Source organism: Alkalicoccus saliphilus, assembly GCF_003044065.1.
GTDB classification, from domain to species: Bacteria; Bacillota; Bacilli; order Bacillales; family Salisediminibacteriaceae; genus Alkalicoccus; species Alkalicoccus saliphilus.
In genome coordinates this window covers 55,308-81,887 of record NZ_PZJJ01000005.1, presented here as the reverse complement: position 1 = coordinate 81,887, position 26,580 = coordinate 55,308, and the positions used below count along the sequence as shown (strand labels likewise).

General features: G+C 44.5%; 26 protein-coding genes and 1 pseudogene. All 27 read left to right on the top strand.

The window, feature by feature from the left end:
• Positions 1 to 9 precede the first annotated feature (9 nt).
• The 27 genes and pseudogenes from ffh to C6Y45_RS04720 all read left to right on the top strand — a co-directional run bounded on the left by ffh (position 10) and on the right by C6Y45_RS04720 (position 26,425).
• On the top strand, positions 10 to 1,353 hold the full coding sequence (ffh, locus tag C6Y45_RS04850) for a signal recognition particle protein (protein WP_107583907.1): 1,344 nt from the start codon (positions 10 to 12) through the stop codon (positions 1,351 to 1,353).
• A 124-nt stretch (positions 1,354 to 1,477) separates the two neighbouring features.
• Positions 1,478 to 1,750: a 30S ribosomal protein S16 gene (gene rpsP / locus C6Y45_RS04845; RefSeq protein ID WP_107583906.1), complete on the top strand. Its 273-nt coding sequence runs from the start codon at positions 1,478 to 1,480 to the stop codon at positions 1,748 to 1,750.
• Between the two features lie 22 nt (positions 1,751 to 1,772).
• The gene (locus C6Y45_RS04840) at positions 1,773 to 2,012 is read left to right on the top strand and encodes a KH domain-containing protein (protein ID WP_107583905.1); all 240 of its coding nucleotides are present in this window, start codon (positions 1,773 to 1,775) and stop codon (positions 2,010 to 2,012) included.
• Positions 2,013 to 2,248: 236 nt separating this feature from the next.
• Positions 2,249 to 2,662, top strand: a complete 414-nt coding sequence (locus C6Y45_RS04835; protein WP_107583904.1) for a YlqD family protein — start codon at positions 2,249 to 2,251, stop codon at positions 2,660 to 2,662.
• A complete protein-coding gene (gene rimM / locus C6Y45_RS04830; protein ID WP_107583903.1) occupies positions 2,655 to 3,182 on the top strand; it encodes a ribosome maturation factor RimM in 528 nt (175 codons plus the stop codon). The genes C6Y45_RS04835 and rimM overlap by 8 nt, the downstream gene beginning before the upstream one ends.
• A complete protein-coding gene (gene trmD / locus C6Y45_RS04825) occupies positions 3,179 to 3,910 on the top strand; it encodes a tRNA (guanosine(37)-N1)-methyltransferase TrmD (protein ID WP_107583902.1) in 732 nt (243 codons plus the stop codon). Before rimM ends, trmD begins: the two co-directional genes overlap by 4 nt.
• A 117-nt stretch (positions 3,911 to 4,027) precedes the next feature.
• Positions 4,028 to 4,369, top strand: coding sequence for a 50S ribosomal protein L19 (rplS, locus tag C6Y45_RS04820; protein WP_107583901.1), 342 nt, complete (start codon positions 4,028 to 4,030; stop codon positions 4,367 to 4,369).
• 491 nt (positions 4,370 to 4,860) lie between these two features.
• A pseudogene (gene lepB, locus C6Y45_RS04815) lies at positions 4,861 to 5,407 on the top strand (signal peptidase I).
• Positions 5,408 to 5,420: 13 nt separating this feature from the next.
• Positions 5,421 to 6,263 (top strand): ribosome biogenesis GTPase YlqF, encoded by an 843-nt coding sequence (gene ylqF, locus C6Y45_RS04810; protein ID WP_107583900.1) that lies wholly within the window; start codon positions 5,421 to 5,423, stop codon positions 6,261 to 6,263.
• Between the two features lie 147 nt (positions 6,264 to 6,410).
• Complete coding sequence (locus C6Y45_RS04805) at positions 6,411 to 7,184, top strand: ribonuclease HII (RefSeq protein WP_107583899.1); 774 nt, start codon at positions 6,411 to 6,413, stop codon at positions 7,182 to 7,184.
• A 267-nt stretch (positions 7,185 to 7,451) separates the two neighbouring features.
• Entirely contained in the window at positions 7,452 to 8,612 is a 1,161-nt protein-coding gene (gene sucC / locus C6Y45_RS04800; protein WP_107583898.1) for an ADP-forming succinate--CoA ligase subunit beta, read from the top strand.
• A 20-nt stretch (positions 8,613 to 8,632) separates the two neighbouring features.
• A complete protein-coding gene (gene sucD / locus C6Y45_RS04795; protein ID WP_107583897.1) occupies positions 8,633 to 9,544 on the top strand; it encodes a succinate--CoA ligase subunit alpha in 912 nt (303 codons plus the stop codon).
• Between the two features lie 468 nt (positions 9,545 to 10,012).
• Positions 10,013 to 10,891 (top strand): DNA-processing protein DprA, encoded by an 879-nt coding sequence (gene dprA, locus C6Y45_RS04790; RefSeq protein ID WP_107583896.1) that lies wholly within the window; start codon positions 10,013 to 10,015, stop codon positions 10,889 to 10,891.
• 93 nt (positions 10,892 to 10,984) lie between these two features.
• The gene (topA, locus tag C6Y45_RS04785; protein WP_107583895.1) at positions 10,985 to 13,054 is read left to right on the top strand and encodes a type I DNA topoisomerase; all 2,070 of its coding nucleotides are present in this window, start codon (positions 10,985 to 10,987) and stop codon (positions 13,052 to 13,054) included.
• 502 nt (positions 13,055 to 13,556) lie between these two features.
• Entirely contained in the window at positions 13,557 to 14,471 is a 915-nt protein-coding gene (gene xerC, locus C6Y45_RS04780; protein ID WP_245922559.1) for a tyrosine recombinase XerC, read from the top strand.
• Positions 14,472 to 14,494: 23 nt separating this feature from the next.
• Positions 14,495 to 15,052 (top strand): ATP-dependent protease subunit HslV, encoded by a 558-nt coding sequence (gene hslV, locus C6Y45_RS04775; protein ID WP_281260584.1) that lies wholly within the window; start codon positions 14,495 to 14,497, stop codon positions 15,050 to 15,052.
• A gap of 1 nt (position 15,053) precedes the next feature.
• Positions 15,054 to 16,454, top strand: a complete 1,401-nt coding sequence (gene hslU, locus C6Y45_RS04770; RefSeq protein ID WP_107583892.1) for an ATP-dependent protease ATPase subunit HslU — start codon at positions 15,054 to 15,056, stop codon at positions 16,452 to 16,454.
• 21 nt (positions 16,455 to 16,475) lie between these two features.
• Positions 16,476 to 17,252, top strand: coding sequence for a GTP-sensing pleiotropic transcriptional regulator CodY (codY, locus tag C6Y45_RS04765; RefSeq protein ID WP_107583891.1), 777 nt, complete (start codon positions 16,476 to 16,478; stop codon positions 17,250 to 17,252).
• Positions 17,253 to 17,421: 169 nt separating this feature from the next.
• Positions 17,422 to 18,120 (top strand): 30S ribosomal protein S2, encoded by a 699-nt coding sequence (gene rpsB / locus C6Y45_RS04760; RefSeq protein ID WP_107583890.1) that lies wholly within the window; start codon positions 17,422 to 17,424, stop codon positions 18,118 to 18,120.
• Positions 18,121 to 18,268: 148 nt separating this feature from the next.
• Positions 18,269 to 19,150 carry a translation elongation factor Ts gene (gene tsf / locus C6Y45_RS04755; protein WP_107583889.1) on the top strand — a complete coding sequence of 294 codons (882 nt, stop codon included), beginning with the start codon at positions 18,269 to 18,271 and terminating at the stop codon, positions 19,148 to 19,150.
• 81 nt (positions 19,151 to 19,231) lie between these two features.
• Complete coding sequence (gene pyrH, locus C6Y45_RS04750) at positions 19,232 to 19,957, top strand: UMP kinase (RefSeq protein WP_107583888.1); 726 nt, start codon at positions 19,232 to 19,234, stop codon at positions 19,955 to 19,957.
• The gene (frr, locus tag C6Y45_RS04745) at positions 19,957 to 20,514 is read left to right on the top strand and encodes a ribosome recycling factor (RefSeq protein WP_107583887.1); all 558 of its coding nucleotides are present in this window, start codon (positions 19,957 to 19,959) and stop codon (positions 20,512 to 20,514) included. The genes pyrH and frr overlap by 1 nt, the downstream gene beginning before the upstream one ends.
• 174 nt (positions 20,515 to 20,688) lie before the next feature.
• Positions 20,689 to 21,453: an undecaprenyl pyrophosphate synthase gene (locus tag C6Y45_RS04740; protein WP_107583886.1), complete on the top strand. Its 765-nt coding sequence runs from the start codon at positions 20,689 to 20,691 to the stop codon at positions 21,451 to 21,453.
• Positions 21,454 to 21,465: 12 nt separating this feature from the next.
• Positions 21,466 to 22,260: a phosphatidate cytidylyltransferase gene (locus tag C6Y45_RS04735; protein ID WP_107583885.1), complete on the top strand. Its 795-nt coding sequence runs from the start codon at positions 21,466 to 21,468 to the stop codon at positions 22,258 to 22,260.
• A gap of 15 nt (positions 22,261 to 22,275) precedes the next feature.
• On the top strand, positions 22,276 to 23,424 hold the full coding sequence (dxr, locus tag C6Y45_RS04730; protein WP_107583884.1) for a 1-deoxy-D-xylulose-5-phosphate reductoisomerase: 1,149 nt from the start codon (positions 22,276 to 22,278) through the stop codon (positions 23,422 to 23,424).
• Between the two features lie 15 nt (positions 23,425 to 23,439).
• A complete protein-coding gene (gene rseP / locus C6Y45_RS04725) occupies positions 23,440 to 24,699 on the top strand; it encodes an RIP metalloprotease RseP (protein WP_107583883.1) in 1,260 nt (419 codons plus the stop codon).
• 25 nt (positions 24,700 to 24,724) lie between these two features.
• A complete protein-coding gene (locus C6Y45_RS04720; RefSeq protein WP_107583882.1) occupies positions 24,725 to 26,425 on the top strand; it encodes a proline--tRNA ligase in 1,701 nt (566 codons plus the stop codon).
• Positions 26,426 to 26,580: the final 155 nt, after the last annotated feature.

The following is a 26,580-nucleotide window of genomic DNA, read 5'->3' as shown; positions in this document are numbered from 1 at the left end:
GGCGTATGCATGGCATTTGAAGGATTAGCTGAACGTCTGCAGGGAACGATGAAAAAGATTAAAGGCAAAGGGAAGGTTTCCGAACAGGACGTCAAGGAAATGATGCGCGAAGTACGTCTGGCACTCCTGGAAGCCGACGTAAACTTCAAGGTAGTAAAACAATTTATTAAAGATGTAAAAGAACGGGCGGTAGGGCAGGAAGTGATGGAGAGTCTGACGCCGGGACAGCAGGTAGTAAAAGTGGTTAATGAAGAATTAACACAGCTTATGGGCGGAGAACAGAGTAAAATAGCTGTTGCTCAAAAAGCACCTACTGTAGTAATGATGGTCGGCCTGCAGGGTGCCGGTAAAACGACAACTACCGGCAAACTCGCCCTTCATCTCCGCAAAAAGCACAATCGAAAGCCGCTGATGGCAGCGGCGGACGTTTACCGGCCGGCTGCCGTGCAGCAGCTTGAAACACTGGGTAAACAACTCGATATGCCGGTATTTTCGATGGGTGACCAGGTAAGCCCTGTAGAAATTGCGGAAAAAGCTGTGGAGCGGGCAAAAGAGGAACATAATGATTATGTTCTAATTGATACTGCCGGCCGGCTGCACGTCGATGAAAACCTTATGGATGAACTGGAGAACATTAAATCTGCGGTCAAGCCGGACGAAGTTTTACTTGTCGTCGATGCAATGACCGGGCAGGATGCAGTGAATGTTGCAGAAAGCTTTCATGAGCGGCTTGGTATTACCGGAGTCGTAATGACGAAGCTGGACGGCGATACACGCGGCGGTGCTGCAATTTCTGTTAAATCCGTAACGGGCCAGCCTATTAAATTTGCCGGAACGGGCGAAAAAACCGATGCTCTCGAACCTTTTCACCCTGAAAGGATGGCTTCACGGATTCTTGGGATGGGTGATGTCCTGAGTCTGATTGAAAAAGCGCAGACGAATGTGGACGAAGACAAGGCTAAAGAGCTGGAACGAAAAATGCGTTCGAACGATCTTACATTCGACGACTTTCTGGACCAGCTGTCCCAGGTAAAGAATATGGGACCTATCGATGAACTTCTGCAGATGATGCCGGGAGCGAACAAAATGAAAGGCCTGAAAAACATGCAGGTCGATGATAAACAGATTGCCCATATCGAAGCTATCGTCCGTTCGATGACAAAAGCAGAAAGGGATGACCCTTCTCTGTTAAATGCAAGCAGAAAAAGACGTATCGCAAAAGGCAGCGGAAGAAATATTCAGGAAGTAAATCGCCTGATCAAACAGTTTGATGAAATGAAAAAAATGATGAAACAGATGGCAGGTATGCAGAAAGGGAAGAAAAAAGGCGGATTCAAGATGCCTTTCATGTAAACAATTCAACTTGATTTTTAAAAAAATCAGGTGTGTAAAGATTTTTTCCTTTACTAGGGTTGTAGAATCCGGATTGGTGTGCTAATATAATTAATCGTGTGAGACAATTTTGGAGGTGAAACACATGGCAGTTAAAATTCGTCTAAAGCGAATGGGAGCAAAAAAATCTCCGTTCTACCGTGTGGTCGTAGCGGATTCCCGCGCGCCGCGTGATGGACGTTCTATTGAAGAACTAGGAACTTATAATCCACTTAAAGATCCGGTTGAATTCAATATCGATGAAGAGAAAGCTGTAAAGTGGATGCTGGATGGTGCAAAGCCGTCTGATACAGTTCGTAATCTTTTCTCCCGTAAAGGTCTTATGGAGCAGCTCCATAACGCCAAAAACGGCAAGTAATTAAAGCAGGAGGTGAATGACTGTGAAAGAACTCGTGGAGTCTATAGCAAAAGCACTTGTTGACTTTCCGGAAGAAGTTCATGTAACTGAGGAAGAAAATGGTCATTCACTGCTCCTGCGTCTGGAAGTTCATCCGGACGATATGGGAAAAGTTATCGGGCGGAACGGGAAAATTGCGAAAGCAATACGTTCGGTTGTTTACGCAGCCGGCACGAACCGCCAGAAACGGGTTCAGCTTGATATAGGCAGAGACTCAAAATAAGCCCGTAACAATTCAGTCAGAAAGATCTGTCAGTATACTCTGACAGATCTTTTATGCTTTTCAGGAAAAATTTCCGCTGTCTACTGAATCAGCCTGTACTCCGGTTATGTGAAAAGTATGGAAGCTGATGGACTACGGTAGTTGCAGCCGGGGTTCCGTCTGCAACTCCACTCTTTTTTTCCCTCCCTAAACAAGGTATACTGGGATTGCAACGTATAAATCAGGAGGTGCTCCACATGGAGATCATCAAAAAAGTCGTAGTAAAGCAAATTTTAACCGAAGCCAGCAAAACTAAACTTCAGGAACAGTTTTTATCCCGCCAGTATAAATTAAACAATGAACTAAAGCAGCTGGAGTTCGTGTTACATAAGAAACTTAAAGAAAATACCGATCCAAACTATCAGAAGTCTTTAAAAGAAAGCTTTAACAAAGAAGTGGCAAAACGTAAAGAACGTCTTCGTCAGATCGAGCTGAAGCAGGGCCAGCTGGAAGAACTGGATTTTGGAGCCGAGATTCGTGAAGGAACTATTCAAATGATTGAGCAGGTTGAAGAAGGCGACAACTGGGACGAAGTAATGAAAGGTACGGAAATTGTTATTAAAGACGGTATCGTCCACGAACTCCGGCACGGAGGCATGGAAGATGAGTGATTGGTTTAACGTCGGGGAAATCGTGAATACCCACGGAATCCGCGGCGAAGTGCGGGTTATTTCCCGTACGGACTTTCCGGAACGCCGTTATCGGAAAGGCATGGAGCTTACCGTATTTTCAGCAGAGCAGCCTCCTAAGCCGGTGACTGTCAGCGGCTGGAGAAAGCATAAACAATTTGATCTTCTGACTTTTGAAGGCTTTAATAATGTAAATGATGCAGAGCCGCTGAAAGGCGGCATGCTGAAGATTCATTCTTCAAAGCTGGAAGAAGATGAACTTTTGGAAGGCGAGTTTTATTATCATGAAATTATCGGGCTTGAAGTTTATACAGAAGCAGATCAGAAACTCGGGGTTGTCAAAGAAATTTTAACTCCGGGGGCAAATGATGTATGGATAGTAAAGCCCGATGCAGGGGGAAAAGACATATTAATCCCTTATATTAATGAAGTAGTAAAAACAATAAATCTTGAAGAGGGAAGGATCGTCATTACACCGATGGAAGGTCTGCTTGATTTATGAAAATATCGATTCTTACTTTGTTTCCGCAGATGTTTGAAGGGTTGTTCTCCCATTCCATCCTTCATCAGGCTCAAAAGAAAGGGATAGTGGAGTATAACGTCATGGATTTCAGAAATTACAGTGCTGATAAACACGGCCGGGTGGACGATTATCCATACGGGGGCGGCGGAGGAATGGTACTTACACCGCAGCCTTTGTTCGATGCAGTTGAGCAGGAGAAAAGAGAAAGTAAATCTGTTCCGAGAGTTATTCTGCTCTGTCCGCAGGGCGAAAGGTACACCCAAAAAAAAGCAGAGGAACTCGCCCGGGAGGAGAGCTTAATTCTTCTGTGCGGCCATTATGAAGGGTACGATGAGCGTATCAGGGAGTATCTTGTTACAGATGAAATTTCTATTGGTGATTACGTGCTCACCGGCGGGGAAATAGGTGCCATGGTGATTACGGACAGCGTAACAAGGCTTCTGCCGGGGGCGCTGGGCAACGAAAGCTCTGCGGTTACAGATTCTTTCAGTACCGGTCTTCTGGAATATCCCCATTATACAAGGCCTGCTGATTTCCGGGGGTACAAAGTGCCGGAAATTCTTTTGTCCGGACACCACGCGAAGATAGAGGCATGGAGAAGAGAACAGGCTGTCAGGCGGACATGGGAAAGAAGACCGGATCTGCTGGAGCACGTCCCGCTGTCCGATAAGGAAAAAAAGATGATTGAAAAATGGGATGAAGAATAAATTTTTGGTTGCTGAAGCCGGCTTGCTGTGTTATTATTTTCTTTGTGGCTTTGGCCAGATCAAGACGTTCCGCTGATGAAACTGTTATGAATGTCTGTAGGGAAGGAGGCGAACAAAATGGAACAACTTATTCGTGATATTACTAAAGAGCAATTGAAGTCTGACATTCCTGAGTTCCGTGCAGGGGATACTGTACGTGTCCATGCAAAGGTTGTCGAGGGTTCACGTGAGCGTATCCAGGTATTCGAAGGTGTCGTAATCAAGCGCCGTGGATCCGGTATCAGCTCTACATTTACTGTTCGTAAAGTATCTTACAACGTTGGCGTTGAGCGTACATTCCCAGTACACTCACCTCGTATCGACAAGATTGAGGTTAAGCGTCGTGGTAAGGTCCGTCAGGCGAAGCTTTACTATCTGCGTTCTCTACGCGGAAAAGCTGCGCGAATTAAAGAGCGATAGTAAGAAAAAGAGACTGTCCTTTACTGGACAGTCTCTTTTTTTCAGTTTGTTGATTAAATAATCGGTGCAGAATATGTATTCCAGATGTTGTATAATCTCCTTTTCTTACCGGGCATGCCGTGGTCTGACTGAGCTCAATTCCCACCGGCATCTCCGCCGTATAGGAGGGAAAAGCCTCTCTTGATCGAAAAATAACGGCTTTATAAAGAGAGGTTTTTCATGGCAGAAAACTTTTTTGATTTCTCTGCAGCGTCCCGGAAGGTGAAGGCAGGTAAGCGTCTGTCTATACAAACAAAAATATCTTATCGACAGCTTGAAAAAAGACTGTTCATAAATGTTTCTGCAAATACCCGCTAACGTGCAGGCTGAATACGGTTTTTTCATACAGTAAACTTCAGCTGCAATTGTATTGATTTAAACCCCTGATTCAAGTAAATCTCGTCCGGATGAATTCCTTGTGATAAAATATTAAAAAGTGCGGGGGTGGAGAGATGGTCGAATCAGGGGTTCGGGAATGGGTAAAAACAGTCATGCTGGCAGTTATTTTCGCGCTGGCAGCACGATATTTTCTTTTCGCCCCAATACTTGTGGACGGTCAGTCGATGCTTCCCGCTCTCAATCATGAGGATCGGATGCTCGTAAATAAGATAGGGTATTTTATCTCAGAGCCGGACCGCTTTGATATTATCGTTTTTGAAGCAGAGGAAGATATAAATTATATTAAGCGGGTGATTGGACTGCCGGGAGACGAGATATCGTACAGAGATAATGTACTTTATATTAATAATGAAGCTGTTGAAGAAGATTTTTTAACAGAGTACAAACAAAATCTCCCTCTCGTGCCCTTCACTGCTGATTTTGAAATGGAGGAGCTCACTTCCTATAAAAAAAGTGCCTGAAGACCATCTGTTTGTTCTCGGGGACAACCGGCAGTTCAGCAGAGACAGCCGGCACATAGGAGTAATTCCATTCGACAAAGTTCTCGGTGAAGCAGAAGTTATTATATGGCCGATAAATAATGTGAAGATTGTAGACTAAGGTGGTGCAGACTATGGCAATTCAATGGTATCCCGGTCATATGGCAAAAGCCAGAAGACAGGTGCAGGAAAAACTCAGTCAGATAGATGTCGTAATAGAAATCGTCGACGCAAGAACTCCTCTGTCTTCCCGTAATCCTATGATCGAGGAACTCGTAGAGCAGAAGCCGAGGCTCGTGCTTTTAAATAAAGCTGACCTCGCCGATACTGAAATGACCAAGCGCTGGCTTGAATACTTTGAAACAGAATTTTCGAAAAGCCTCGTGATCGACGCACAAAGAGGAAAAGGAATGAATAAAATTCCGGAAGCGGTAAGAAGTCTTGCTGCGCCGTTGCTTGAAAAATGGAAGCGTAAAGGTATTAACCCTCGGGCACTTCGGACATTAATACTTGGAATACCCAATGTAGGAAAATCCACTGTCATTAACAAGCTCGCGGGTAAAAAAATTGCAAATATTGGCGACAAACCAGGGGTTACGAAAAAACAGCAGTGGATAAAAGTCGGTGGAGAGATGGAGCTTCTGGATACACCGGGCATACTCTGGCCGAAATTCGAAGATGAAGAAGTAGGCTACCGTCTCGCTTTAACCGGGGCGATCAAAGAAGAGATTTTTGATTTTCAGGATACCGTTGTATTTTTTCTGAAATTTATGAAGGTGCATTATCCTCAGCTTTTAAAGCAGAGGTATGACCTGGAGGAGCTGCCGGAGGACGTAGTAGACCTTTTTGATGCTGTTGGAAAAAGGCGGGGGTGTCTGGTAGCCGGCGGTCTGATTGATTACGACCGGGTTGCAGAAATTATTTTCCGGGATTTCAGGCATGGCAAGTTTGGCCCTGTTACGCTGGAAACTCCGTAAATAATAGCCGCACAGCTTTTATACTGCCCGCGAGCTGATTCGTTTATTTGTCGAATATGCAGTTAGTTCCGGGCCGTTTTATTGACGAGCAGAACAGCGTCATTAATTGTAGCTGAATTATGAATAACAAGAAGCCGGGGGGATTCCATGAAAGAAAGCATTAATCAAATCAAAAAAGAACTTCAGTTTATTACAGCTGAAGACCGACGAATTCAGGAGTGGCGGAAGGATGAAAGAAAAGGAGTCAGAGTACTCCTGGAAAAATGGGACAAAAAGCAGGAAACAAAGAAAAAACTAATGGATGATCGGGAAGAGATGCTTTACTTTGAAAAAAAAGAAAAAGACTTAGGTTTTACAGCGACAGCCGGCATAGATGAAGTCGGCCGCGGACCGCTCGCAGGACCGGTTATTGCAGCAGCGGTTATTCTCCGCACATCGGAACCTCCACTTGGCATTACAGATTCCAAAAAACTTTCAGAAAAAAAGCGGAATGAATTTAATGAATGGATCTGGACAAACGCTTCGGTAGGTATTGGAAGAGCAGAAGCGTGGGAGATCGATAAATATAATATATATCAGGCTTCCAAAATGGCTATGAAGCGTGCGGTTGACAGCCTCCCGCAGCTGCCGGACTCCCTGCTTATCGATGCTATGGAAATAGAAACCGACGTGCGTCAGACCTCTTTAGTTAAGGGAGATACCCGCTCTGTTTCAATTGCTGCAGCTTCCATAGCTGCGAAAGTTAAACGGGATGAGTGGATGAAGCAGCTCGCAGAAAAGCACCCGGGCTATGGGTTTGAAAATCATGCCGGGTACGGGACGAAAGAACATCTTCAGGCGATGGCTGGATTAGGAGTAACTGAAGAACACCGAAGAAGTTTTGCTCCGGTCAAGGAGGCTGTTTGCATAACGGAAAATTAAATCTGTCGAAGCGGTATTAGTCAGCCCTTGGAAAATTCACGTATCCCCATACTACGCGTAAAACTTTCCGCAGCACCTTTATCAAAAGCAGGGCAATATGTAAAAATGAAAAAATTCTATTTTTTTTTGCTTTCCTGTACATAATCTTCCCAATCTATTGTAAAATGGTAATTGTGTGAAATTGTTCTCACAGGAGTGGGGCAGTTTTATTCCTAAGACAATGCTTCTTTAAAAGCAGTAGCAGTGACTCAAGTAAGGAGGATGGCTATGAATATCCATGAGTATCAAGGTAAAGAAATATTGAGGGACTATGGTGTTGCTGTCCCAAATGGAAAAGTTGCCTATACACGCCAGGAAGCGGTAGACGCAGCTAAATCTTTGGGTACAGATGTAACCGTTGTCAAAGCACAGATCCACGCAGGTGGACGAGGAAATGCAGGCGGAGTTAAAATCGCCAAAAATCTGGATGATGTACGTACATATGCGGAGGAGATTCTGGGCAAGACTCTCGTTACGCACCAGACAGGTCCAGAAGGGAAAGAAGTGAAGCGTCTTCTTATCGAAGAAGGCTGTGATATTAAAGATGAATATTACGTAGGTCTGGTTGTAGACCGCGACACTTCCCGCATTGTCATGATGGGATCTGAAGAAGGCGGTACAGAAATTGAAGAAGTTGCCGCAAAAACACCGGAAAAAATCTTCAAGGAAGTTATTGATCCAGTAACAGGCCTAATGCCTTATCAGGCCCGGCGTCTTGCATTTAACATGAATATCCCTAAAGAACTTGTAGGGAAAACTGTTAAATTCATGCTCGGTCTCTACAAAGCGTTTGAACAGAAAGACTGCTCCATTGCAGAAATAAATCCTCTTGTTACGACTGGGGACGGAAATGTAATGGCACTGGATGCAAAAATGAATTTTGATTCCAACGCCCTTTACCGCCAGAAAGACGTACTGGAACTCCGTGATCTGGATGAGGAAGATGAAAAAGAAATCGAAGCATCCAAATATGATCTCAGCTACATTTCTCTGGACGGCAATATCGGATGCATGGTAAACGGTGCCGGATTGGCTATGGCTACGATGGACATTATTAAATACCATAACGGTGACCCTGCGAACTTCCTCGACGTTGGGGGCGGTGCTGACGCAGAAAAAGTAACCGAAGCATTTAAAATCATTCTTTCCGACAAATCGGTTAAAGGGATTTATGTAAACATTTTCGGCGGTATCATGAAGTGCGATGTAATTGCTGAAGGTATCGTAGAAGCTACAAAGCAGATGGGTCTGGAGCTTCCTCTCGTTGTTCGGCTTGAAGGTACAAACGTAGAGCTTGGAAAGAAAATTCTGGACGAATCCGGCTTGAATATTACTTCTGCAGATTCCATGGCGGACGGTGCAGAAAAAATTGTTAAAGCAGTGAACTAGGCAGAAAGGCGGGATATTGCATGAGTATCTTACTTAATAAAGACACAAAAGTGATCGTACAGGGGATCACCGGGGCGACAGGTCTTTTCCATACTAAACAGGCAGTGGAGTATGGAACAAAGATTGTCGGCGGTGTAACTCCTGGTAAAGGCGGTACAGAAATTGAAGGCATACCAGTCTTTAATACCGTAGAGGAAGCAGTGAAGCAGACTGGTGCCAATGCCTCAGTAATTTATGTTCCACCTCCGTTTGCAGCGGACGCTATTATGGAAGCGGCAGATGCAGGAGTGGAACTGGTCATTACTATTACAGAGGGAATTCCTGTAATCGATATGATTAAGGTTAAACGTTTCCTTGAAGACAAAGAAACGCGTCTTATCGGGCCGAACTGTCCAGGTGTTATTACTCCGGAAGAATGTAAAATTGGTATTATGCCGGGTTACATTCATAAAAAAGGACATGTTGGTGTAGTATCCCGTTCAGGTACTCTCACTTATGAAGCGGTTCACCAGCTTTCCACAGAAGGAATCGGCCAGTCAACAGCTGTAGGAATCGGCGGAGACCCGGTTAACGGTACTAACTTCATCGATGTTCTGAAACTTTTCAATGAAGATCCGGACACCCACGCTGTTATTATGATCGGTGAAATCGGCGGAACGGCTGAAGAAGAAGCTGCAGATTGGATTAAAGAGAATATGACGAAGCCGGTAGTTGGATTTATCGGCGGGAAAACAGCACCTCCTGGAAAGCGCATGGGCCACGCTGGTGCGATTATTTCCGGAGGTAAAGGCACAGCAGACGAGAAAATTAAGTCTCTGAACAATGCAGGTGTGAAGGTGGCTGAAACACCTGCTGTTATGGGTGAAGCGCTTATTTCCGTGCTGAAAGAAAATAATATTTACGATAAATGTGTTACACACCCGGTCAAATAAACCGGAACGGCAATTTTTGAGTGTGTGAAAAAGGAGAATTCTCCTTTTTCGCGCGCTCTTTTTTTATGGAGAAAGCTCCGTGTTGTATGTGAAGGTTGCCTGCGGCTGTCTTTCCATCCGGGAGGATCTGCGCGCTTCCACAGGCGTCTCGAAAAATCGCTATGGCATCAGTTTTACAGCATAAAGAGCAGTGTTTATGAAAAGCAGAATTTTTCTTTTTCTGTGAAAAAACGAAGCGGACACCGGCCCGTGGAAGAAGGATATTGGAGGATAGGGCGCAGCCTGCCCGAAAATCTCCTCCACGGCAGGCCGGTTGGAAGCGAAGTGTTTCTCAAGCCGTCAGCGATATTTAAATAGCTATGGAAAAAAGGTAACCAGCCGAATACAGCTGGAGATGAGGCTGCAAATTGGTGATCCGTATATTTTTACGATAGACCGCAGGAAAATACGAGAGCCGGAGGAGAAAATATGATTCCAGAGAGCATAAATGACCGTGTAATTCATCTGCACTACTGCAGTGGAGGGAACAGCAGACTGGTAAATGAAATTTTTCGGATGGACCCGGATATGAACGGAATATATGAAAAAAATTCATTTCTCCTGGGGGAAATCCCATTTCAAAGAAAGGAAAAGCTGCGGACGATTGTGCAAAAAGTCCGGGATCTCTCCTACGACGCCATTCAGGAACTTCTTTTGAAAGACGGCGTAAAAGCCATTTCATTAATTGACGAAGATTACCCTTCCCATCTCTTTCACATGACTGTCCCGCCTGCTGTTCTTTACTGTAAAGGAAAAACATTCCCTCTTCAGAACATGACGCTCGGTGTTGTCGGAGCCAGACATCCTTCCGTTTATGCAGCAGGAAATATGGAAGTGCTCTTAAGGCCGGCAGTAGAAAAAGGTATAGTAGTCGTCAGCGGGATGGCAGCAGGTATAGATACTCTGGCCCACAAAACTGCTATAAAATTTGGAGGAGAAACGGCAGCTGTTCTTGCTTACGGGCTGAATCACCTGTACCCCGTAAGCAGCAGAAATCTCAAGGAGAAAATGGAAAGGGATCACCTTGTCTTTGGCGAGTATCCCCCGTATATAAAACCTATGAAACACCGATTTCCTGAAAGAAACCGGATAATCAGCGGGTTAAGCAGGGGGGTCTTCGTTGTAGAAGCTAAAATGCGGAGTGGCTCACTGATTACAGCAGAAACTGCCCTGGAGCAGGGGAGAGATATTTACGCACTTCCTGGAAGAATAACTGACCAGCTTTCTGAAGGGACAAACCGTCTTATTCAGGATGGTGCCAAGTCAATATTGACTCCGGAGGATCTGCTTGAGGAGTTTGGTTATTAAAAAGACTTTTAAAAGCAGTTTGACAAATTGAGACAGAGTGTTTAATAATAGGGGAGATTCTTTTACTTGTGATACAGGGAGGAGCGACAGCACATGTCGGATTACTTAGTGATCGTAGAATCTCCCGCTAAGGCGAAAACGATTGGAAAATATTTAGGGAAAAAATACGTTGTTAAAGCATCGATGGGTCACGTCATCGATTTACCTAAAAGTCAGATGGGTGTAGATGTAGAAAATAATTATTCTCCTAAGTATATTACGATTCGCGGAAAAGGGCCGATTCTTAAAGAACTCAAACAGGCTGCAAAGAAAGCCAAGCGTATTTATCTTGCTGCCGACCCCGACAGGGAGGGGGAAGCAATTGCCTGGCATCTGGCAGACAGCCTGAATATTGATATGGATTCCAAATGCCGGGTTGTATTTAATGAAATTACTAAACAGGCTATCAAGGATTCTTTTAAGCATCCAAGAGAAATTAACACAAACCTTGTAGATGCCCAGCAGGCCAGACGTGTTCTCGACAGACTGGTAGGTTATAACATCAGTCCGCTTTTATGGAAAAAAGTTAAAAAAGGACTGAGTGCAGGGCGTGTGCAGTCTGTCGCAGTTAAATTAATAATTGACCGGGAAAACGAAATTAAAGCTTTCGAGCCGGAAGAGTACTGGTCAATTACAGCAGACATGGAAAAAGACGGCAGGTCTTTTGAAGCGAAATTCGTATCTTTGGACGGAGAAAAGAAAGAACTGAAATCTGAAGAAGACGTCAACCATGTACTCGACAGGATGGAAGGAAGAGATCTGACCGTTGATTCAGTAAAAAAGAAAGAGCGGCGCAGAAAGCCGGTCGTTCCTTTTACTACGTCCTCACTTCAGCAGGAAGCCGCCAGAAAACTGAATTTCCGTGCCAAGAAAACAATGATGCTTGCGCAGCAGCTTTATGAAGGTATTGCTATAGGTAAAGCCGGAACAACCGGTTTAATAACGTATATGCGTACTGACTCAACCAGGATATCAGATACAGCTAAAAACGAAGCATATGACTATATTCTGGAAAATTTCGGTAAAGAGTATGCTGGAGAAACAGGTGAGCAGAAGCAGTCTTCCAAATCTCAGGATGCCCACGAGGCAGTAAGACCTACAGTAGTTAAATATGATCCAAAGACGATAAAACAATATTTATCGCGGGATCAATACCGTCTGTACAAATTGATATGGGAGAGAATGGTCGCCAGCCGAATGGCACCGGCTGTGATGGACACAATGGCTGTTGATATGTCAAACAACGGTGTTCAGTTCAGGGCAAATGGTTCCAAGTTAAAATTTGCAGGGTTTATGAAAGTGTATATTGAAGGCAGTGACGACGGAAAAGAAGAAAAAGATAAACTTCTTCCGGATATGGAAGAGGGAGAAGTCACCACTGCGGAAACTATCGCTCCTAACCAGCATTTTACACAGCCGCCTCCACGTTTCACGGAAGCGAGGCTTGTAAAAACTCTGGAAGAGCTTGGTATTGGGCGTCCTTCCACATATGCCCCGACGCTGGATACGATTCAGCGGCGAGGATATGTTGCTCTTGAAGAAAAGCGTTTTGTTCCTACTGAACTCGGAACGATTGTTCTGGAACTGATTAATGAATTTTTCCCGGAAATTCTTAATGTGGAATTTACGGCTACGATGGAATCTGATCTTGACTCTATTGAAGATGGTGAAAATTCCTGGGTCAGTATCATTGACCGTTTCTATACGGATTTTGAAAAGCGCCTGAAAACAGCAGAAGAGGAAATGGAAGAAGTCGAGATTAAAGATGAGCCTGCCGGGGAAGACTGCGAAAAGTGCGGCCACGAAATGGTCTATAAAATGGGCCGCTATGGTAAATTCATGGCCTGCTCCAACTTTCCGGAATGCAGAAACACGAAAGCCATTGTTAAAGATATAGGGGTTCCGTGTCCTTCATGTAACGAAGGAAATGTAGTGGAACGTAAAAGTAAAAAGAAGCGTATATTTTACGGATGTGACCGTTATCCGGAGTGTGAATTCATTTCATGGGATAAACCAATTGAACGTAAATGTCCTAAATGCAGCAGCCTGCTCGTAGAGAAAAAATCGAAAAAAGGCACACACGTCCAGTGTACGGAATGTGATTATAAAGAAGACCGCAATTAACGAAGGAGGGCTGTTACCTTTTTAGGTGATGGTCCCTTGTTTTGGATGCGGGTCTTCATTTAGAATCCTCCACTTTCTGAAGTGCCGTTTTATAAAGAGTCGCTCTTTTAAAAACGCCGTGTTATTTTTTAGAGTCCGTGCGGCTCTTCACCTCTGCTGCGGAGGTCCTTCCGTCCGGGAGCGTCTTCTCACTTCTGCTGGAAGTCTCTGCCCTGGCATCATTTTACGGAACAAAGAACAGAACTGATGAAAAGCAGAAACACTTTTCTCTCCAAATATCGACGCGGGCTTTAACATAGTGTAAATTACGAAGTATTTTTCATTCGACGGGCCCGGGCATCATTTCATGACCTTTTTCCAGTCTTTGAATAGTTGGAAGGAAGTGTCTTCAAGTTCATCTGCTGATTCAATACCAGGAATACAATTCTGAATTTTGTGAAAAAAATGTAAAGTTTATTGAAAGAGCTGCTGGATTATGATACTATTTAGTAGCTCTAATTTTATGTTTTCTAAATGTGCCGGAAAGGAATGTGCTATGGACCGGGAATATTCAGATTTTCTTACATTTCTCCGTATTGAAAAACGTGCTTCTAAGCATACTGTAAGCAGTTATGAAAAAGATATTGCTCATTTTCTGAAATATATTGATCAGCGGTGGAATATTTCTGCGGCTGAGGTTTCGTATGTACATATCCGGGAGTATTTAACAGAGTTGTACGCTGAAAAGCTGGCGCGTACGACCGTAGCCAGAAAGATTTCATCCCTGAGGTCGTTTTATACGTATCTTTTAAGGGAAGAATCAGTTGTGGAAAACCCTCTCACGCTTATTCACGTGCCGAGGAAGGGAAAAAGGCTTCCTTCTTTTTTTTATGAGGAAGAAATGCTTCAGCTGTTCGATTCTGTAGATACAGAAACAGACCTTGGAAAAAGAAACTCAGCACTGCTCGAGCTGTTTTATGCAACTGGGATCCGCGTAGGAGAATGTATTAAACTTGATGTTAAAGATTTCGATATATATTTGGAAACTCTTCTCGTCAAAGGAAAGGGTGGCAAGGAGCGTTATGTTCCGGTCGGAAGTTTTGCAGCGGAGGCCCTCACGGTTTATATTAATGAAAGCCGCCCGAGACTTAAGCCGCAGGATGATGCACTTTTTCTTAATTACACGGGAAAAAGACTTACTGCCCGGGGTATCCAGAAAATTCTCAACAAATTATCCGTGGATGCCTCATTGACTTCCCGTATGAGTCCTCATATTCTGCGGCACACATTTGCTACGCACCTTCTGAATGAAGGTGCCGACCTGCGGACGGTTCAGGAGCTTCTCGGTCATACAGATCTTGCCGCTACCCAGATTTATACTCATGTAACGAAGGACCGGCTTCGCGAAGTATACCGAAATACTCATCCGCGGGCATAAAACGACCGGAAAGGAAGATGCAGGTGGAACCGATTAAAGGAACAACAATTTTTGCTGTGCGTCATAAAGGCCAGTCTGCCATGGCCGGCGACGGGCAGGTCACTTTTGGAAATGCTGTAGTGATGAAACATTCAGCCCGTAAAGTACGTACACTGTACCGGGGGAAAGTTACGGCAGGTTTTGCCGGTTCAGTGGCGGACGCTTTTACACTTTATGAAAAATTCGAAACAAAACTGGAGGAATTCAGCGGTAACCTGCAGCGTGCTGCAGTGGAACTCGCAAAAGAATGGAGAAGCGACAGAGTGCTCCGCCGGCTGGAGGCTATGCTGATCGTAATGGATAAGAATTCTATTTACCTTATAGCAGGAACCGGAGAAGTTATAGAACCGGATGACGGAATTATTGCTATAGGTTCCGGGGGAAATTATGCTCTTGCCGCCGGCAGGGCAATGAAGCAGCATGCTTCCCACTTATCAGCAGCTGAAATCGCGAAAGCAAGTCTTGAGACGGCCGCGGACTTATGTGTTTATACAAATCACCACATTATTGTAGAATCACCGGATGGAACGGAGGAGAGCTAAGATGAACAGTTCACTTACCCCTGTTCAAATTGTTGAACGTCTGGACCAGACAATTGTCGGTCAAAGGCAGGCAAAACGGTCAGTAGCAGTAGCTTTAAGAAACCGTTACCGCCGCAGCAGGCTGGACGATAAAATAAAAGAAGAAATAACTCCAAAAAATATATTGATGATTGGGCCTACTGGTGTAGGTAAAACAGAAATAGCACGTCGTCTTGCTAAGCTGGTCGGAGCCCCTTTTATTAAAGTGGAAGCGACCAAATTTACTGAAGTGGGGTACGTCGGCAGAGATGTGGAATCAATGATCCGCGACCTGGTCGAAACCTCGGTCCGGCTCGTTAAAGAAGAAAAAATGACGGAAGTAAATGATAAAGCGGAGAAACTTGCTGAGAAGAAACTTGTAGATCTTCTGCACCCGCACAATAAAAAATCCAAATCTTCCCAAAATTACAGAAATCCTCTCGAAATGTTTTTTCAAAACGAAGAAGAGGAACCGGAGGAAGAAGAAAAACCTGCAGATGAAACCTACCGCCAGACACGGAGAAAAATACAGGAGCAGCTGAAAAATGGCGAACTGGAAAATAAAGAAGTAACAATTACTGTAGAAGAACAGGGAAAATCATTTACAGACATGTTCCAGGGCGGCGGTATGGAACAGATGGGAATGAATATGCAGGAAATGCTTGGGGGAATGATGCCGAAGCAGACAGCCGAACGAACGCTTCCTGTCAAAGGTGCCCGCCGTGTACTGGCCGAGCAGGAAGCTCAGAAACTAATCAACATGGAAGAAGTTTCCCAGGAAGCTGTAGAAAGAGCAGAGCAGCTCGGTATAATTTTTATTGATGAAATTGATAAAGTTGCCGGAAAGAGTCAGCAGTCGGCGGATGTTTCAAGAGAAGGGGTTCAGCGTGATATTCTCCCGATTATTGAAGGCTCAACTGTAGTTACAAAATACGGAGCGGTGCAAACGGATCATATGCTCTTTATAGGGGCAGGAGCCTTCCATTTCTCCAAGCCTTCAGATTTAATTCCTGAACTTCAGGGAAGACTTCCTATAAGGGTGGAGCTTGATTCCCTCGGAGTCGACGATTTCGTCAATATTTTGACGAAACCTCAGTATGCTCTGCTGAAGCAGTATGAAAGTATGCTGGAAGTGGAAGGAATTAAGCTCGTATTTGAAGATGGAGCAGTCCGCCGTATGGCAGAAATTGCAGCCGAAGTTAATGACCAGACGGAAAATATTGGTGCCCGAAGGCTCCATACTATTTTGGAAAAGCTGCTTGAAGACCTATCTTTTGAAGCTTCAGAAATAACAATGGATACTGTTACAATTACACCGGCATATGTAGAGGGAAAACTGGCCTCGGTAGCTAAAAACCGTGATGTCAGTCAATATATTTTATAAATCTCAGGAGGGTATTAACCTATGGATCTACTCACAAAAACAAGAAAAATCAATGACCTGCTTCAAAAAAGTGCAGGACAGGCTGTAAACTTCAAAGAAATGGCCGAAACGCTTCGCGACGTAATCGAAGCGAATATATTCATCGTCAGCCGGCGTGGAAAGCTTCTTGGATACTCTATTAAGCAGGAAATCGAAAACCAGCGTATGAAGTCCATGCTGGAACAGCGTCAGTTTCCTGAACAGTATACAAGCGGACTTTTTAACATCCAGGAAACTTCTTCGAACCTCGATATCGAAAGTGATTATACAGCTTTCCCTGTAGAGAATAAAGACCTCTTTAAAAATGGGCTGACAACAATTGTACCGGTACAGGGCGGAGGCCAGCGGCTCGGGACACTCATCCTCGCTCGTCTTGATGATTCCTTTGACGATGATGACCTCCTTCTTGCCGAATACGCTTCAACTGTTGTCGGCATGGAAATCCTTCACGAGAAGCAGGAGGAAATTGAGCAGGAAGCGCGTAGTAAGGCTGTTGTTCAGATGGCAATCAGCTCACTTTCCTACAGTGAACTCGAAGCTGTAGAGCATATTTTTGAGGAACTGGACGGAAACGAAGGCCTCCTCGTAGCAAGTAAAATTGCCGATCGTGTAGGAATTACCCGATCAGTGATTGTAAATGCGCTTCGTAAGCTGGAGAGTGCGGGTGTAATTGAATCACGCTCTCTCGGAATGAAAGGGACTTATATTAAAGTGCTTAACGATAAGTTCCTGGCAGAACTTAAAAAGCAGCGCGGCTGATAGGTGTCAGGTTTTTCAGCTGGAAGTATTGCGGATTATTAAAAGATATGATATATTTTTTGATGGTGTTAAAAACACACGGTTTTGGATTCTGCGCCGGGGTGCTCAGTCGAGTCCGGGTGGAAGATGATATTACCGGAGGTAAAAAACCAAGAGGAGGTGAGTGATTATGGCAGTGATTTCCATGAAACAGCTTCTTGAAGCTGGGGTACATTTTGGACACCAGACACGCCGCTGGAATCCAAAAATGGATCGCTACATTTTCACAGAAAGAAACGGTATTTATATTATTGACCTTCAAAAGACGGTCAAAAAAGTTGAAGAGGCATTCAATTTTGTACGTGACCTTGCGTCACAGGGCGGAACAGTTTTGTTCGTAGGTACAAAAAAGCAGGCTCAGGATTCTGTTAAAGAAGAAGCCGAGCGTGCAGGAATGTACTACATCAACCAGCGCTGGTTGGGTGGAACACTCACGAACTTTGAAACTATCCGTAAGCGTATTGCGCGTCTTAAGCAGCTTGAAGTAATGCAGGAAGACGGAACGTTCGAAGTTCTGCCAAAGAAAGAAGTTGTCATTCTTAACAAAGAAATGGACAGACTTGAAAAGTTTCTTGGTGGTATTAAAGAAATGAACAAGCTTCCGGATGCCCTGTTTATTATCGATCCTCGTAAAGAGCGTATCGCAGTGGCAGAAGCGCACAAGCTGAATATTCCTATCGTAGGAATTGTAGATACTAACTGTGACCCTGATGAGATCGACCACGTCATCCCGGGTAACGACGACGCTATTCGTGCGGTTCGTCTGTTAACTGCTAAAATGGCGGATGCGATCATTGAAGCAAACCAGGGTGAAGAAACTACAGCATAGGTAATCAGAAGGGTGATAGAGGGGCTGACCCTTTATCACCTTTTTTTAAGAAAAACGGATTATTTATAATAGACGGCCGGCCTGAATGAACGGATTTTTTTATTCTGCCGGTTACTACGGATTTATATTATTAAGGAGGAATTTTACAATGGCGATTACAGCAAAGCAGGTAAAAGAGCTTCGTGAAAAAACAGGGGCAGGTATGATGGACTGCAAGAAAGCCCTTTCAGAAACAGACGGTGATATGGATAAGGCAATTGATTTCCTTCGTGAGAAAGGAATTTCCAAAGCAGCAAAAAAAGCAGACCGCGTTGCTGCTGAAGGTCTTGCTCATATTGTACAGGAAGGCAACCAGGCAGTTATCGTAGAAATTAATGCTGAAACAGACTTTGTATCAAAGAACGAAAACTTCGTAAACATGGTGGATGCTGTAGCAAAGCACATTCTTGAAAACAAGCCGGCTACTGCGGCTGATGCTCTTGAGCAGGGCTTTGCAGGAGAAGAAAACACTCTCCAGGACTTTATTACTTCCCAGATTGCTAAAATTGGAGAGAAAATCTCCCTCCGCCGTTTTGAAATTGTAGAACTTCAGGAAAATCAGCATGCTGGTTCCTATATTCACATGGGAGGCCGTATTGGAGTACTTGCAGTCGTTGATGGAGCAGATGCACAGACAGCCAAAGATGTGGCTATGCACGTAGCTGCTATCAACCCAAAATATGTAAGCCGTGATGAAGTTTCCAAGGAGGAGACTGACCGGGAGCGTGAAGTTCTTAAGCAGCAGGCAATGAATGAAGGCAAGCCTGAAAATATTGTAGAGAAAATGGTGGAAGGCCGTCTCAGCAAGTTTTTTGAAGAAATCTGCCTTAATGAACAGGCGTTTGTAAAAGACAGCGATCAAAAAGTAGGCAAGTACGTAGAGTCCAAAGGTGGATCCGTCAAAACTTTCTTCCGTTATGAAGTTGGAGAAGGCATGGAGAAACGTGAAGACAACTTTGCCGAAGAAGTTATGTCCCAAGTGAAAAAGTAAGGAAACGGAGGGGCACTTTGTGTCCCTTTTTCCTGAGCGGTTTTTCGAATACATGGTAAATTTTAATCACTGGAGGGACCTATGGAGCAGCCAGCTTACAAACGTATCGTACTTAAATTAAGCGGAGAAGCACTTGCGGGAGAGAAAGGCTTTGGAATTGATCCGGAAATGATTCAGTCCATTGCGGAACAGGTCAAGGAGCTTCAGGAAATGGATGTAGAAGTAGCTATCATCGTCGGTGGAGGAAATATCTGGCGCGGTATGGCTGGAGCAGCCAAAGGAATGGACCGTGCAACAGCTGACTACATGGGAATGCTCGCCACCGTAATGAATTCACTGGCTCTGCAGGACAGCCTGGAAAACATTGAAGTGCAGACAAGGGTTCAGTCTTCTATTGAAATGAGACAGGTGGCAGAACCTTATATCAGAAGACGTGCCATCAGGCACCTGGAGAAGAAGCGAGTTGTGATTTTTGCTGCAGGAACGGGAAATCCTTATTTCTCAACAGATACGACAGCCGCTCTCCGGGCTGCTGAAATAGAAGCGGACGTTATTTTAATGGCAAAAAATAATGTAGACGGTGTTTACAGCGCAGACCCATCCACTAATGCCGATGCTGTAAAATATGAAAAACTCACTTATCTTGATATACTGAAAGATGGATTGGCAGTGATGGATGCTACAGCTTCCTCTCTATGTATGGATAATGATATTCCTCTCATTGTTTTTTCCATCGGTGAAAAAGGCAATATTAAACGTGTAGTAAACGGCGAAGAAATAGGTACGATTATAAGGGGGCAGTCTTAATGTCATCATCAGTATTAAAACAGGCAGAAGAAAAAATGAACAAATCAGTGGAAGCTTTCGGAAAAGAACTGGCTACAATCCGCGCAGGCCGTGCAAACCCGTCCCTTCTGGATAAAGTCCAGGTGGAATACTACGGGGCGCTTACTCCTCTAAATCAACTGGCTTCCATTTCCGTACCGGAAGGACGGATGCTTCTCATCACACCGTTCGATAAGTCTGCTATGCAGAACATCGAAAAAGGAATTCAAAAAGCCGATCTGGGCCTTTCCCCGAACAATGACGGAAATGTGATCAGAATTACAATTCCTGCATTAACCGAAGAGCGGCGCAAAGAACTCATTAAGCTGGTCGGACGTTATGCAGAAGAAGCAAAGGTGGCTGTGCGAAATATCCGCCGCGAAGCAAACGACGAGCTTAAAAAGCTTCAGAAAGATGGGGAACTTACAGAAGATGAGCTTAAGCGCAGTCAGGAAGATGTTCAGAAGCTTACTGACAAGACGATTAAGTCAATCGACGAGCATTCCAAGAGGAAAGAAGACGAAGTCCGGGAAATTTAATCTTCTCTGTAGGCTGTGCTGCTGAAAATTACTCGGCAGGACAGTCTTTCTTTATTTAACAGAAGGAAAGGAATACATAAAATAACTATTCTTAGTTATACCCTGGCAGCAAACGTGATAGAATAAGAACGGAGCTTTTCAAAGACAGACAGAACCAGCTGGAGGCATACGTTCATGCTTAATAAACTGACAAAACGAAAAAAATTAGAATATAATAAAGAATATCCGAATCTTCTGGAGGGGGAGGTCCCTGCCCATATTGCAATAATAATGGATGGTAACGGCCGATGGGCTAAACAGCGGGGGCTTCCACGAATAGCCGGCCACCGGGAAGGTATGAATGTGGTCCGGAACATAGTTGAAACGGCGAGCGAAATAGGAGTGAAATATCTTACTCTTTATGCTTTTTCCACAGAAAACTGGAAGCGTCCAAAAACAGAAGTGGATTTTTTGATGAGACTTCCCGAACGTTTTTTAAATAGTGAACTTCCTAAATTAACAAAAGAAAACGTTCAAGTAAAAATAACAGGGGATATCGAAAAACTTCCGGAATTTACGATCCGTGCAGTAAACAAAGCGGTGGAGGCCACAAAAGAAAACAGTGGACTGATATTAAATTTTGCCTTAAATTATGGGAGCAGAGCAGAGTTGATGGATGCTTTCCGGGCCATGTATGAAGATGTAGAAAAAGGACGCCTTTCGGAAGAAGAAATTACAGAGGATACAGTAACGGAGTATTTGATGACGAGCAGTTTTCCTGAACCTGATCTCCTGATCAGGACAAGTGGTGAAATCAGGCTCAGTAACTTTATGCTATGGCAGCTTGCGTATTCCGAGTTCTGGTTTACAGAAGTATTATGGCCGGATTTTTCACCGGATAATTTTATTGAGGCTGTCAGTGCATATCAGCAACGGCAGAGGAGATATGGCGGAGTTTAGAGGAGGGTTTTTTTGAAGCAGCGTATTATTACGGGAGTAATAGCAGGGGCCGGGTTTTTAGGGCTGATTTATCTCGGGGGTCTCCCCTTCACTTTACTTATTATACTACTTGCCTTAATAGGCATATGGGAACTTCTGAAGATGAAGCAGATTCCTGTCTGGAGTATGCGGAGTTTAATTGGGTTTATATTTGTCCTGCTTCTTGTTCTGCCCCAGAATTGGCTTTTAACAGAATTTTGGCAGGTGGAACGGCTGGAATTGTTTTTACTTCTTATTATTGTGATGCTGGCACTGACAGTTATTACTAAAAATAAATTCACATTCGATGAAGCAGGATTTATGATACTGGCCTCCGTTTATGTCGGATTCGGTTTTCATTATTTTATGTATGCGAGGTTTTTGGATAATGGCCTTGCTTTAATATTTTTTCTACTTATTTTAATCTGGGCAACGGATTCCGGGGCTTATTTTGCAGGACGAAGTTTTGGGAAGCATAAACTCTGGCCGGAGATCAGTCCTAAAAAAACAATTGAAGGTTCTCTCGGGGGGATTGCGCTGGCCTACATTGCGGGGTTGATCTTTGTAATGATAGTGCCCGTTTTTGACTCTTTATGGACAGTTATACTTGTCATACTCACCGTTTCAGTAGCGGGTCAGCTCGGAGATCTGGTGGAATCCGCTTTTAAAAGGCACTACGCAGTTAAAGATTCCGGCCATGTCCTGCCTGGTCATGGCGGTATACTTGATCGTTTTGACAGCCTTATTTTTGTAATGCCTATATTGTATCTGTTCGGATTTTTAACTTAACACAGGGGGCACAGTATGAAATCGATTCATTTACTCGGAGCTACAGGTTCCATAGGAGAACAGACTCTGGACGTTTTGGCTAATCATCCTGAGGAATTTAAACTTGTTTCTTTAGCCTATGGGAGGAACACTGCTACAGCACTTCCATATATCGAAAAATTTCAGCCTGAGCTTATATCTGTGCAGGGAACAGAAACAGCACACGAGCTCCGGGGCCTTCTGACTTATCATCCGGAGATTGTAACAGGAAAAGAAGGACTGATTGCAGTTGCAGAAGCAGGCAGCCCGGGTGATATACTCGTAAATGCAGTGATGGGAAGCGTTGGGCTTCCACCTACACTTAAAGCGATGGAATCCGGTAAGGACATAGCTATTGCAAATAAAGAAACGCTCGTTACAGCCGGCCACATTGTCACAGAGCTGCAAAGAAAATACGGGGTGAAGCTCATCCCTGTAGACAGTGAGCATTCGGCCATTTATCAGTGTCTGCACGGAGATGCTAAAGAAGTAGAAAAACTGATTCTCACCGCATCTGGTGGAAGCTTCAGGGACAAAGCCCGAAAAGACCTGCAGGGGGTAACGGTTAAAGAAGCGCTTAACCATCCCAACTGGAGTATGGGAGCGAAAATTACGGTGGATTCGGCTACTATGATGAATAAAGGGCTGGAAGTTATTGAAGCACACTGGCTTTTTGGCGTGGATTACGACGACATAGACGTAGTGCTTCATAAAGAAAGTATTGTCCACTCGATGGTGGAGTATGTGGACGGAAGTATCCTCGCCCATCTTGGGACACCCGACATGAGAGTCCCGATTCAATATGCACTTACCCAGCCGTCCAGGCTTGCTATACCAGGCTCCAGAAGGTTAAAATTATGGGAAGCAGGAGCGCTTCATTTCGAAAAAATGGATTACGAAAGGTTCAGAGCCTTAAAGCTTGCAATTCAAGCGGGCAGAGAAGGCGGTTCTGCTCCTGCAGTTCTGAATGCTGCAAATGAACAAGCTGTAGCTATGTTTTTAGAAGATAGAATACGTTTTCTGGAGATTGATGAATTTGTGGAACGGGCGCTGGAAGAACACGAAACTTTAACCGCCCCCTCTTTGGAAGAGATTCTGGAAATTGATCAAAAAACCCGATCAAGCGTAGCTGATTATTCACGTTAAAGGGTGTGTGCATAAATGAATACTTTATTAGCCGTAATCGTTATTTTCGGTTTACTTGTTTTTATCCATGAATGGGGACATCTTATCGTTGCAAAGAAAGCAGGGATTCTCTGTCGGGAATTTGCGATCGGCTTCGGACCGAAGTTGTTCAGCTTTGTCCGCAATGAAACCCTCTACACCATCCGTCTGCTTCCACTCGGTGGCTTCGTCCGTATGGCCGGGGAAGATCCTGAACTTGTACAGATAAAGCCGGGATACGAAATCGGTCTGCTGTTTACAGAAGAAGGAAAAGTCAGCAGGATGATCATTAATAACAAATCAAAGCATCCGGACTGCAAAGTGATCCAGGTGGAAAAAGTCGATATGGAAAAAGATTTGTTCATTCAGGGATACACTGAAGATACTGAAGAGCTGGTTACGTACGAACTGGATCGGCGTGCAGAATATGTGTATGATGAAAAGCCGACTCAAATTGCCCCATATGACAGACAATTTGGTTCAAAAACCGTCGGTCAGCGGGCTGCGGCTATCTTCGCCGGCCCTTTTATGAATTTCGTTCTGGCGGTATTTGTTCTCATCATCTACGCTGCTGTAGCCGGTCTTCCGGTAAACGAGTCAGTTATAGGGGATGTGACCGATGATGGTCCGGCGGTGGAAGCCGGACTTGAAAGTGGTGACAGAATTACTTCCATAGATGGTGAGGAAGTTGCTACATGGGAAGATATGACAGAGATTATCCAGGAAAATCCCAACGAAAACATGGAGTTTGAGATTGCCAGAGGAAATGAAACGTTTAATTTAGAGATGACACCGGAAGAAAGAGAAGTGCCGGAAGCGGAAAACGTTGGTGTAATAGGGGTTATGGCTCCGACAGAAAGAAGTATCTCAGGAGCACTTGCTTTTGGATTTACTCAGACATATGAATACACAGCACTCATCATTGAAGCTCTTGGACTGCTTATTACCGGGGAGTTTTCGCTTGACGCACTGGCGGGTCCTGTAGGTATTTATGAATACACTGGTGAAGTAGCGGCAATGGGCTTTCTTGTACTCTTACAATGGACAGCTATTTTAAGTGTGAATCTCGGTATTATCAATCTGCTTCCACTGCCGGCTCTTGACGGGGGAAGGCTTATGTTTATCGGGCTGGAAGCTGTCCGGGGGAAACCGGTTGATCCCCAAAAAGAAGGTATGGTGCATTTAATAGGGTTTGCGCTTCTTATGCTTTTAGTACTTGCAGTAACATGGAATGATATCAACCGATTATTTTTATAAAACACGTTAATAGAGGTGGCTCATATTGAAACAATCAACGTATTTAATTCCTACATTAAGAGATATACCAAGCGGAGCGGACATCGTCAGTCATCAGCTGATGCTGCGGGCAGGACTGATCCGTCAGAGCGCGGCAGGTGTTTATTCCTTTCTTCCTTTAGGATGGCGTGTACTCCGGAAAGTTGAGCAGATTGTCCGGGAGGAAATGGACCGCTCGGGGGCTCAGGAGATGCTCATGCCATCGATTCAGCCGGCGGAGCTGTGGAAGGAATCCGGCCGCTGGGAAGCTTATGGCGAGGAGTTAATGAGAGTTACTGACCGCCATAACAGAGAATTTGCCCTCGGGCCGACCCACGAAGAAGTTATTACTTCCATTGTTCGGGACGATGTAAGATCGTATAAAGAACTGCCCATGACTCTTTATCAAATTCAGACAAAATTCCGGGATGAGAGGCGGCCGAGATTCGGAGTACTCCGCGGCCGGGAGTTTCTCATGAAAGATGCCTACTCGTTCGATAAAGATTTTGAGGGGCTCGACGAAAGCTATGAAAAAATGTATACAGCCTACAACAGCATTTTTTCGCGGCTCGGATTGAATTTCAGGGCTGTTATAGCTGATTCCGGGGCAATGGGCGGAAAAGACACCCATGAGTTTATGGTACTCTCAAATGTAGGGGAAGATACCATAGCTTACTCCGATGCCTCTGATTTTGCAGCAAATATTGAAATTGCACCTGTGAATGCTTCATACGATAAACCGGATGAAGCCGCCGGAGAACTTAGAGAGGTTGAAACCCCGGAGCAGCGGACGATTGAAGAAGTATCACGGTTTTTAGACGTTAAACCTGAAAAGTGTATTAAATCTATTCTTTTCATGGCGGATAATGAACCAGTTCTTCTTCTCGTACGGGGCGACCACGAGGCCAACGAGATTAAACTGAAGCATGAACTGAATGCCGAAACGGTCGAAATGGCAACTGAACAGCAGACAAAAGAAATTCTTGGGTCAGTGCCTGGATTTATCGGTCCGGCAGGAGTGCCGGCAGAATTGAATGTGTATGCGGACCATGCAGTCGAATATATAGTGAACGGCGTGTGCGGAGCCAATAAGGAGAAATTTCATTTACTAAATGTGAACCCGGAAAGGGATTTTTCTGTAACAGCCTTTAAGGATCTGCGCAGCATTCAGGAAGGAGATCCTTCTCCTGACGGCAGAGGGGTTATACATTTTAAAGAGGGCATAGAAGTAGGACACGTATTTAAACTCGGAACTAAATACAGTGAAGCTCTTGGAGCCGAATATTTAAATGATCAGGGAAAGGCAAAACCTATTGTTATGGGCTCCTATGGAATAGGTGTTTCCCGGACGGTTGCTGCTGTTATCGAAGAAAATTATGATGAAAACGGCATCGTCTGGCCGGCCTGTGTTTCTCCGTTCGACGTACATTTAATTGCAATTAACGTAAAGCAGGAAGAGCAGAGAAGCCTTGCCGAAAAAATTTACGGGACACTGCAGGCCAGGGGTACAGAAGTTTTATATGACGACCGGCCTGAACGTGCAGGCGTAAAATTCAAGGACGCGGATCTTATCGGCATTCCGCTTCGCGTCCAGGTAGGTAAAAAAGCTTCTGAAGGTTTTGTGGAACTAAAACACCGAAAAACTGGAGAAGTGGAAGAAGTACATGTCGATGAACTTTCTGATGTGCTGGAGAAATGCCAGCAGTAAAATAAAGGCTGTCCTTGATATTTCAGGGCAGCCTCTCTTTATCTGCTCAGTCTGTTTCCTTTTTCATTTTCAACAGTTCATTTTGGAGGGAGAAACCAGACCTGAGTTCAAGGTCAGCAGAGAAGGCTGATAAATTAAGTTTACAATATGAATCA

What these genes read in the sequence shown, in the direction of transcription:
- ffh (WP_107583907.1), top strand. Translation starts at nt 10, where the DNA reads ATGGCATTTGAAGGATTAGCTGAACGTCTGCAGGGAACGATGAAAAAG.
- rpsP (WP_107583906.1), top strand. Translation starts at nt 1,478, where the DNA reads ATGGCAGTTAAAATTCGTCTAAAGCGAATGGGAGCAAAAAAATCTCCG.
- C6Y45_RS04835 (WP_107583904.1), top strand. Translation starts at nt 2,249, where the DNA reads ATGGAGATCATCAAAAAAGTCGTAGTAAAGCAAATTTTAACCGAAGCC.
- rimM (WP_107583903.1), top strand. Translation starts at nt 2,655, where the DNA reads ATGAGTGATTGGTTTAACGTCGGGGAAATCGTGAATACCCACGGAATC.
- trmD (WP_107583902.1), top strand. Translation starts at nt 3,179, where the DNA reads ATGAAAATATCGATTCTTACTTTGTTTCCGCAGATGTTTGAAGGGTTG.
- rplS (WP_107583901.1), top strand. Translation starts at nt 4,028, where the DNA reads ATGGAACAACTTATTCGTGATATTACTAAAGAGCAATTGAAGTCTGAC.
- ylqF (WP_107583900.1), top strand. Translation starts at nt 5,421, where the DNA reads ATGGCAATTCAATGGTATCCCGGTCATATGGCAAAAGCCAGAAGACAG.
- C6Y45_RS04805 (WP_107583899.1), top strand. Translation starts at nt 6,411, where the DNA reads ATGAAAGAAAGCATTAATCAAATCAAAAAAGAACTTCAGTTTATTACA.
- sucC (WP_107583898.1), top strand. Translation starts at nt 7,452, where the DNA reads ATGAATATCCATGAGTATCAAGGTAAAGAAATATTGAGGGACTATGGT.
- sucD (WP_107583897.1), top strand. Translation starts at nt 8,633, where the DNA reads ATGAGTATCTTACTTAATAAAGACACAAAAGTGATCGTACAGGGGATC.
- dprA (WP_107583896.1), top strand. Translation starts at nt 10,013, where the DNA reads ATGATTCCAGAGAGCATAAATGACCGTGTAATTCATCTGCACTACTGC.
- topA (WP_107583895.1), top strand. Translation starts at nt 10,985, where the DNA reads ATGTCGGATTACTTAGTGATCGTAGAATCTCCCGCTAAGGCGAAAACG.
- xerC (WP_245922559.1), top strand. Translation starts at nt 13,557, where the DNA reads ATGTTTTCTAAATGTGCCGGAAAGGAATGTGCTATGGACCGGGAATAT.
- hslU (WP_107583892.1), top strand. Translation starts at nt 15,054, where the DNA reads ATGAACAGTTCACTTACCCCTGTTCAAATTGTTGAACGTCTGGACCAG.
- codY (WP_107583891.1), top strand. Translation starts at nt 16,476, where the DNA reads ATGGATCTACTCACAAAAACAAGAAAAATCAATGACCTGCTTCAAAAA.
- rpsB (WP_107583890.1), top strand. Translation starts at nt 17,422, where the DNA reads ATGGCAGTGATTTCCATGAAACAGCTTCTTGAAGCTGGGGTACATTTT.
- tsf (WP_107583889.1), top strand. Translation starts at nt 18,269, where the DNA reads ATGGCGATTACAGCAAAGCAGGTAAAAGAGCTTCGTGAAAAAACAGGG.
- pyrH (WP_107583888.1), top strand. Translation starts at nt 19,232, where the DNA reads ATGGAGCAGCCAGCTTACAAACGTATCGTACTTAAATTAAGCGGAGAA.
- frr (WP_107583887.1), top strand. Translation starts at nt 19,957, where the DNA reads ATGTCATCATCAGTATTAAAACAGGCAGAAGAAAAAATGAACAAATCA.
- C6Y45_RS04740 (WP_107583886.1), top strand. Translation starts at nt 20,689, where the DNA reads ATGCTTAATAAACTGACAAAACGAAAAAAATTAGAATATAATAAAGAA.
- dxr (WP_107583884.1), top strand. Translation starts at nt 22,276, where the DNA reads ATGAAATCGATTCATTTACTCGGAGCTACAGGTTCCATAGGAGAACAG.
- rseP (WP_107583883.1), top strand. Translation starts at nt 23,440, where the DNA reads ATGAATACTTTATTAGCCGTAATCGTTATTTTCGGTTTACTTGTTTTT.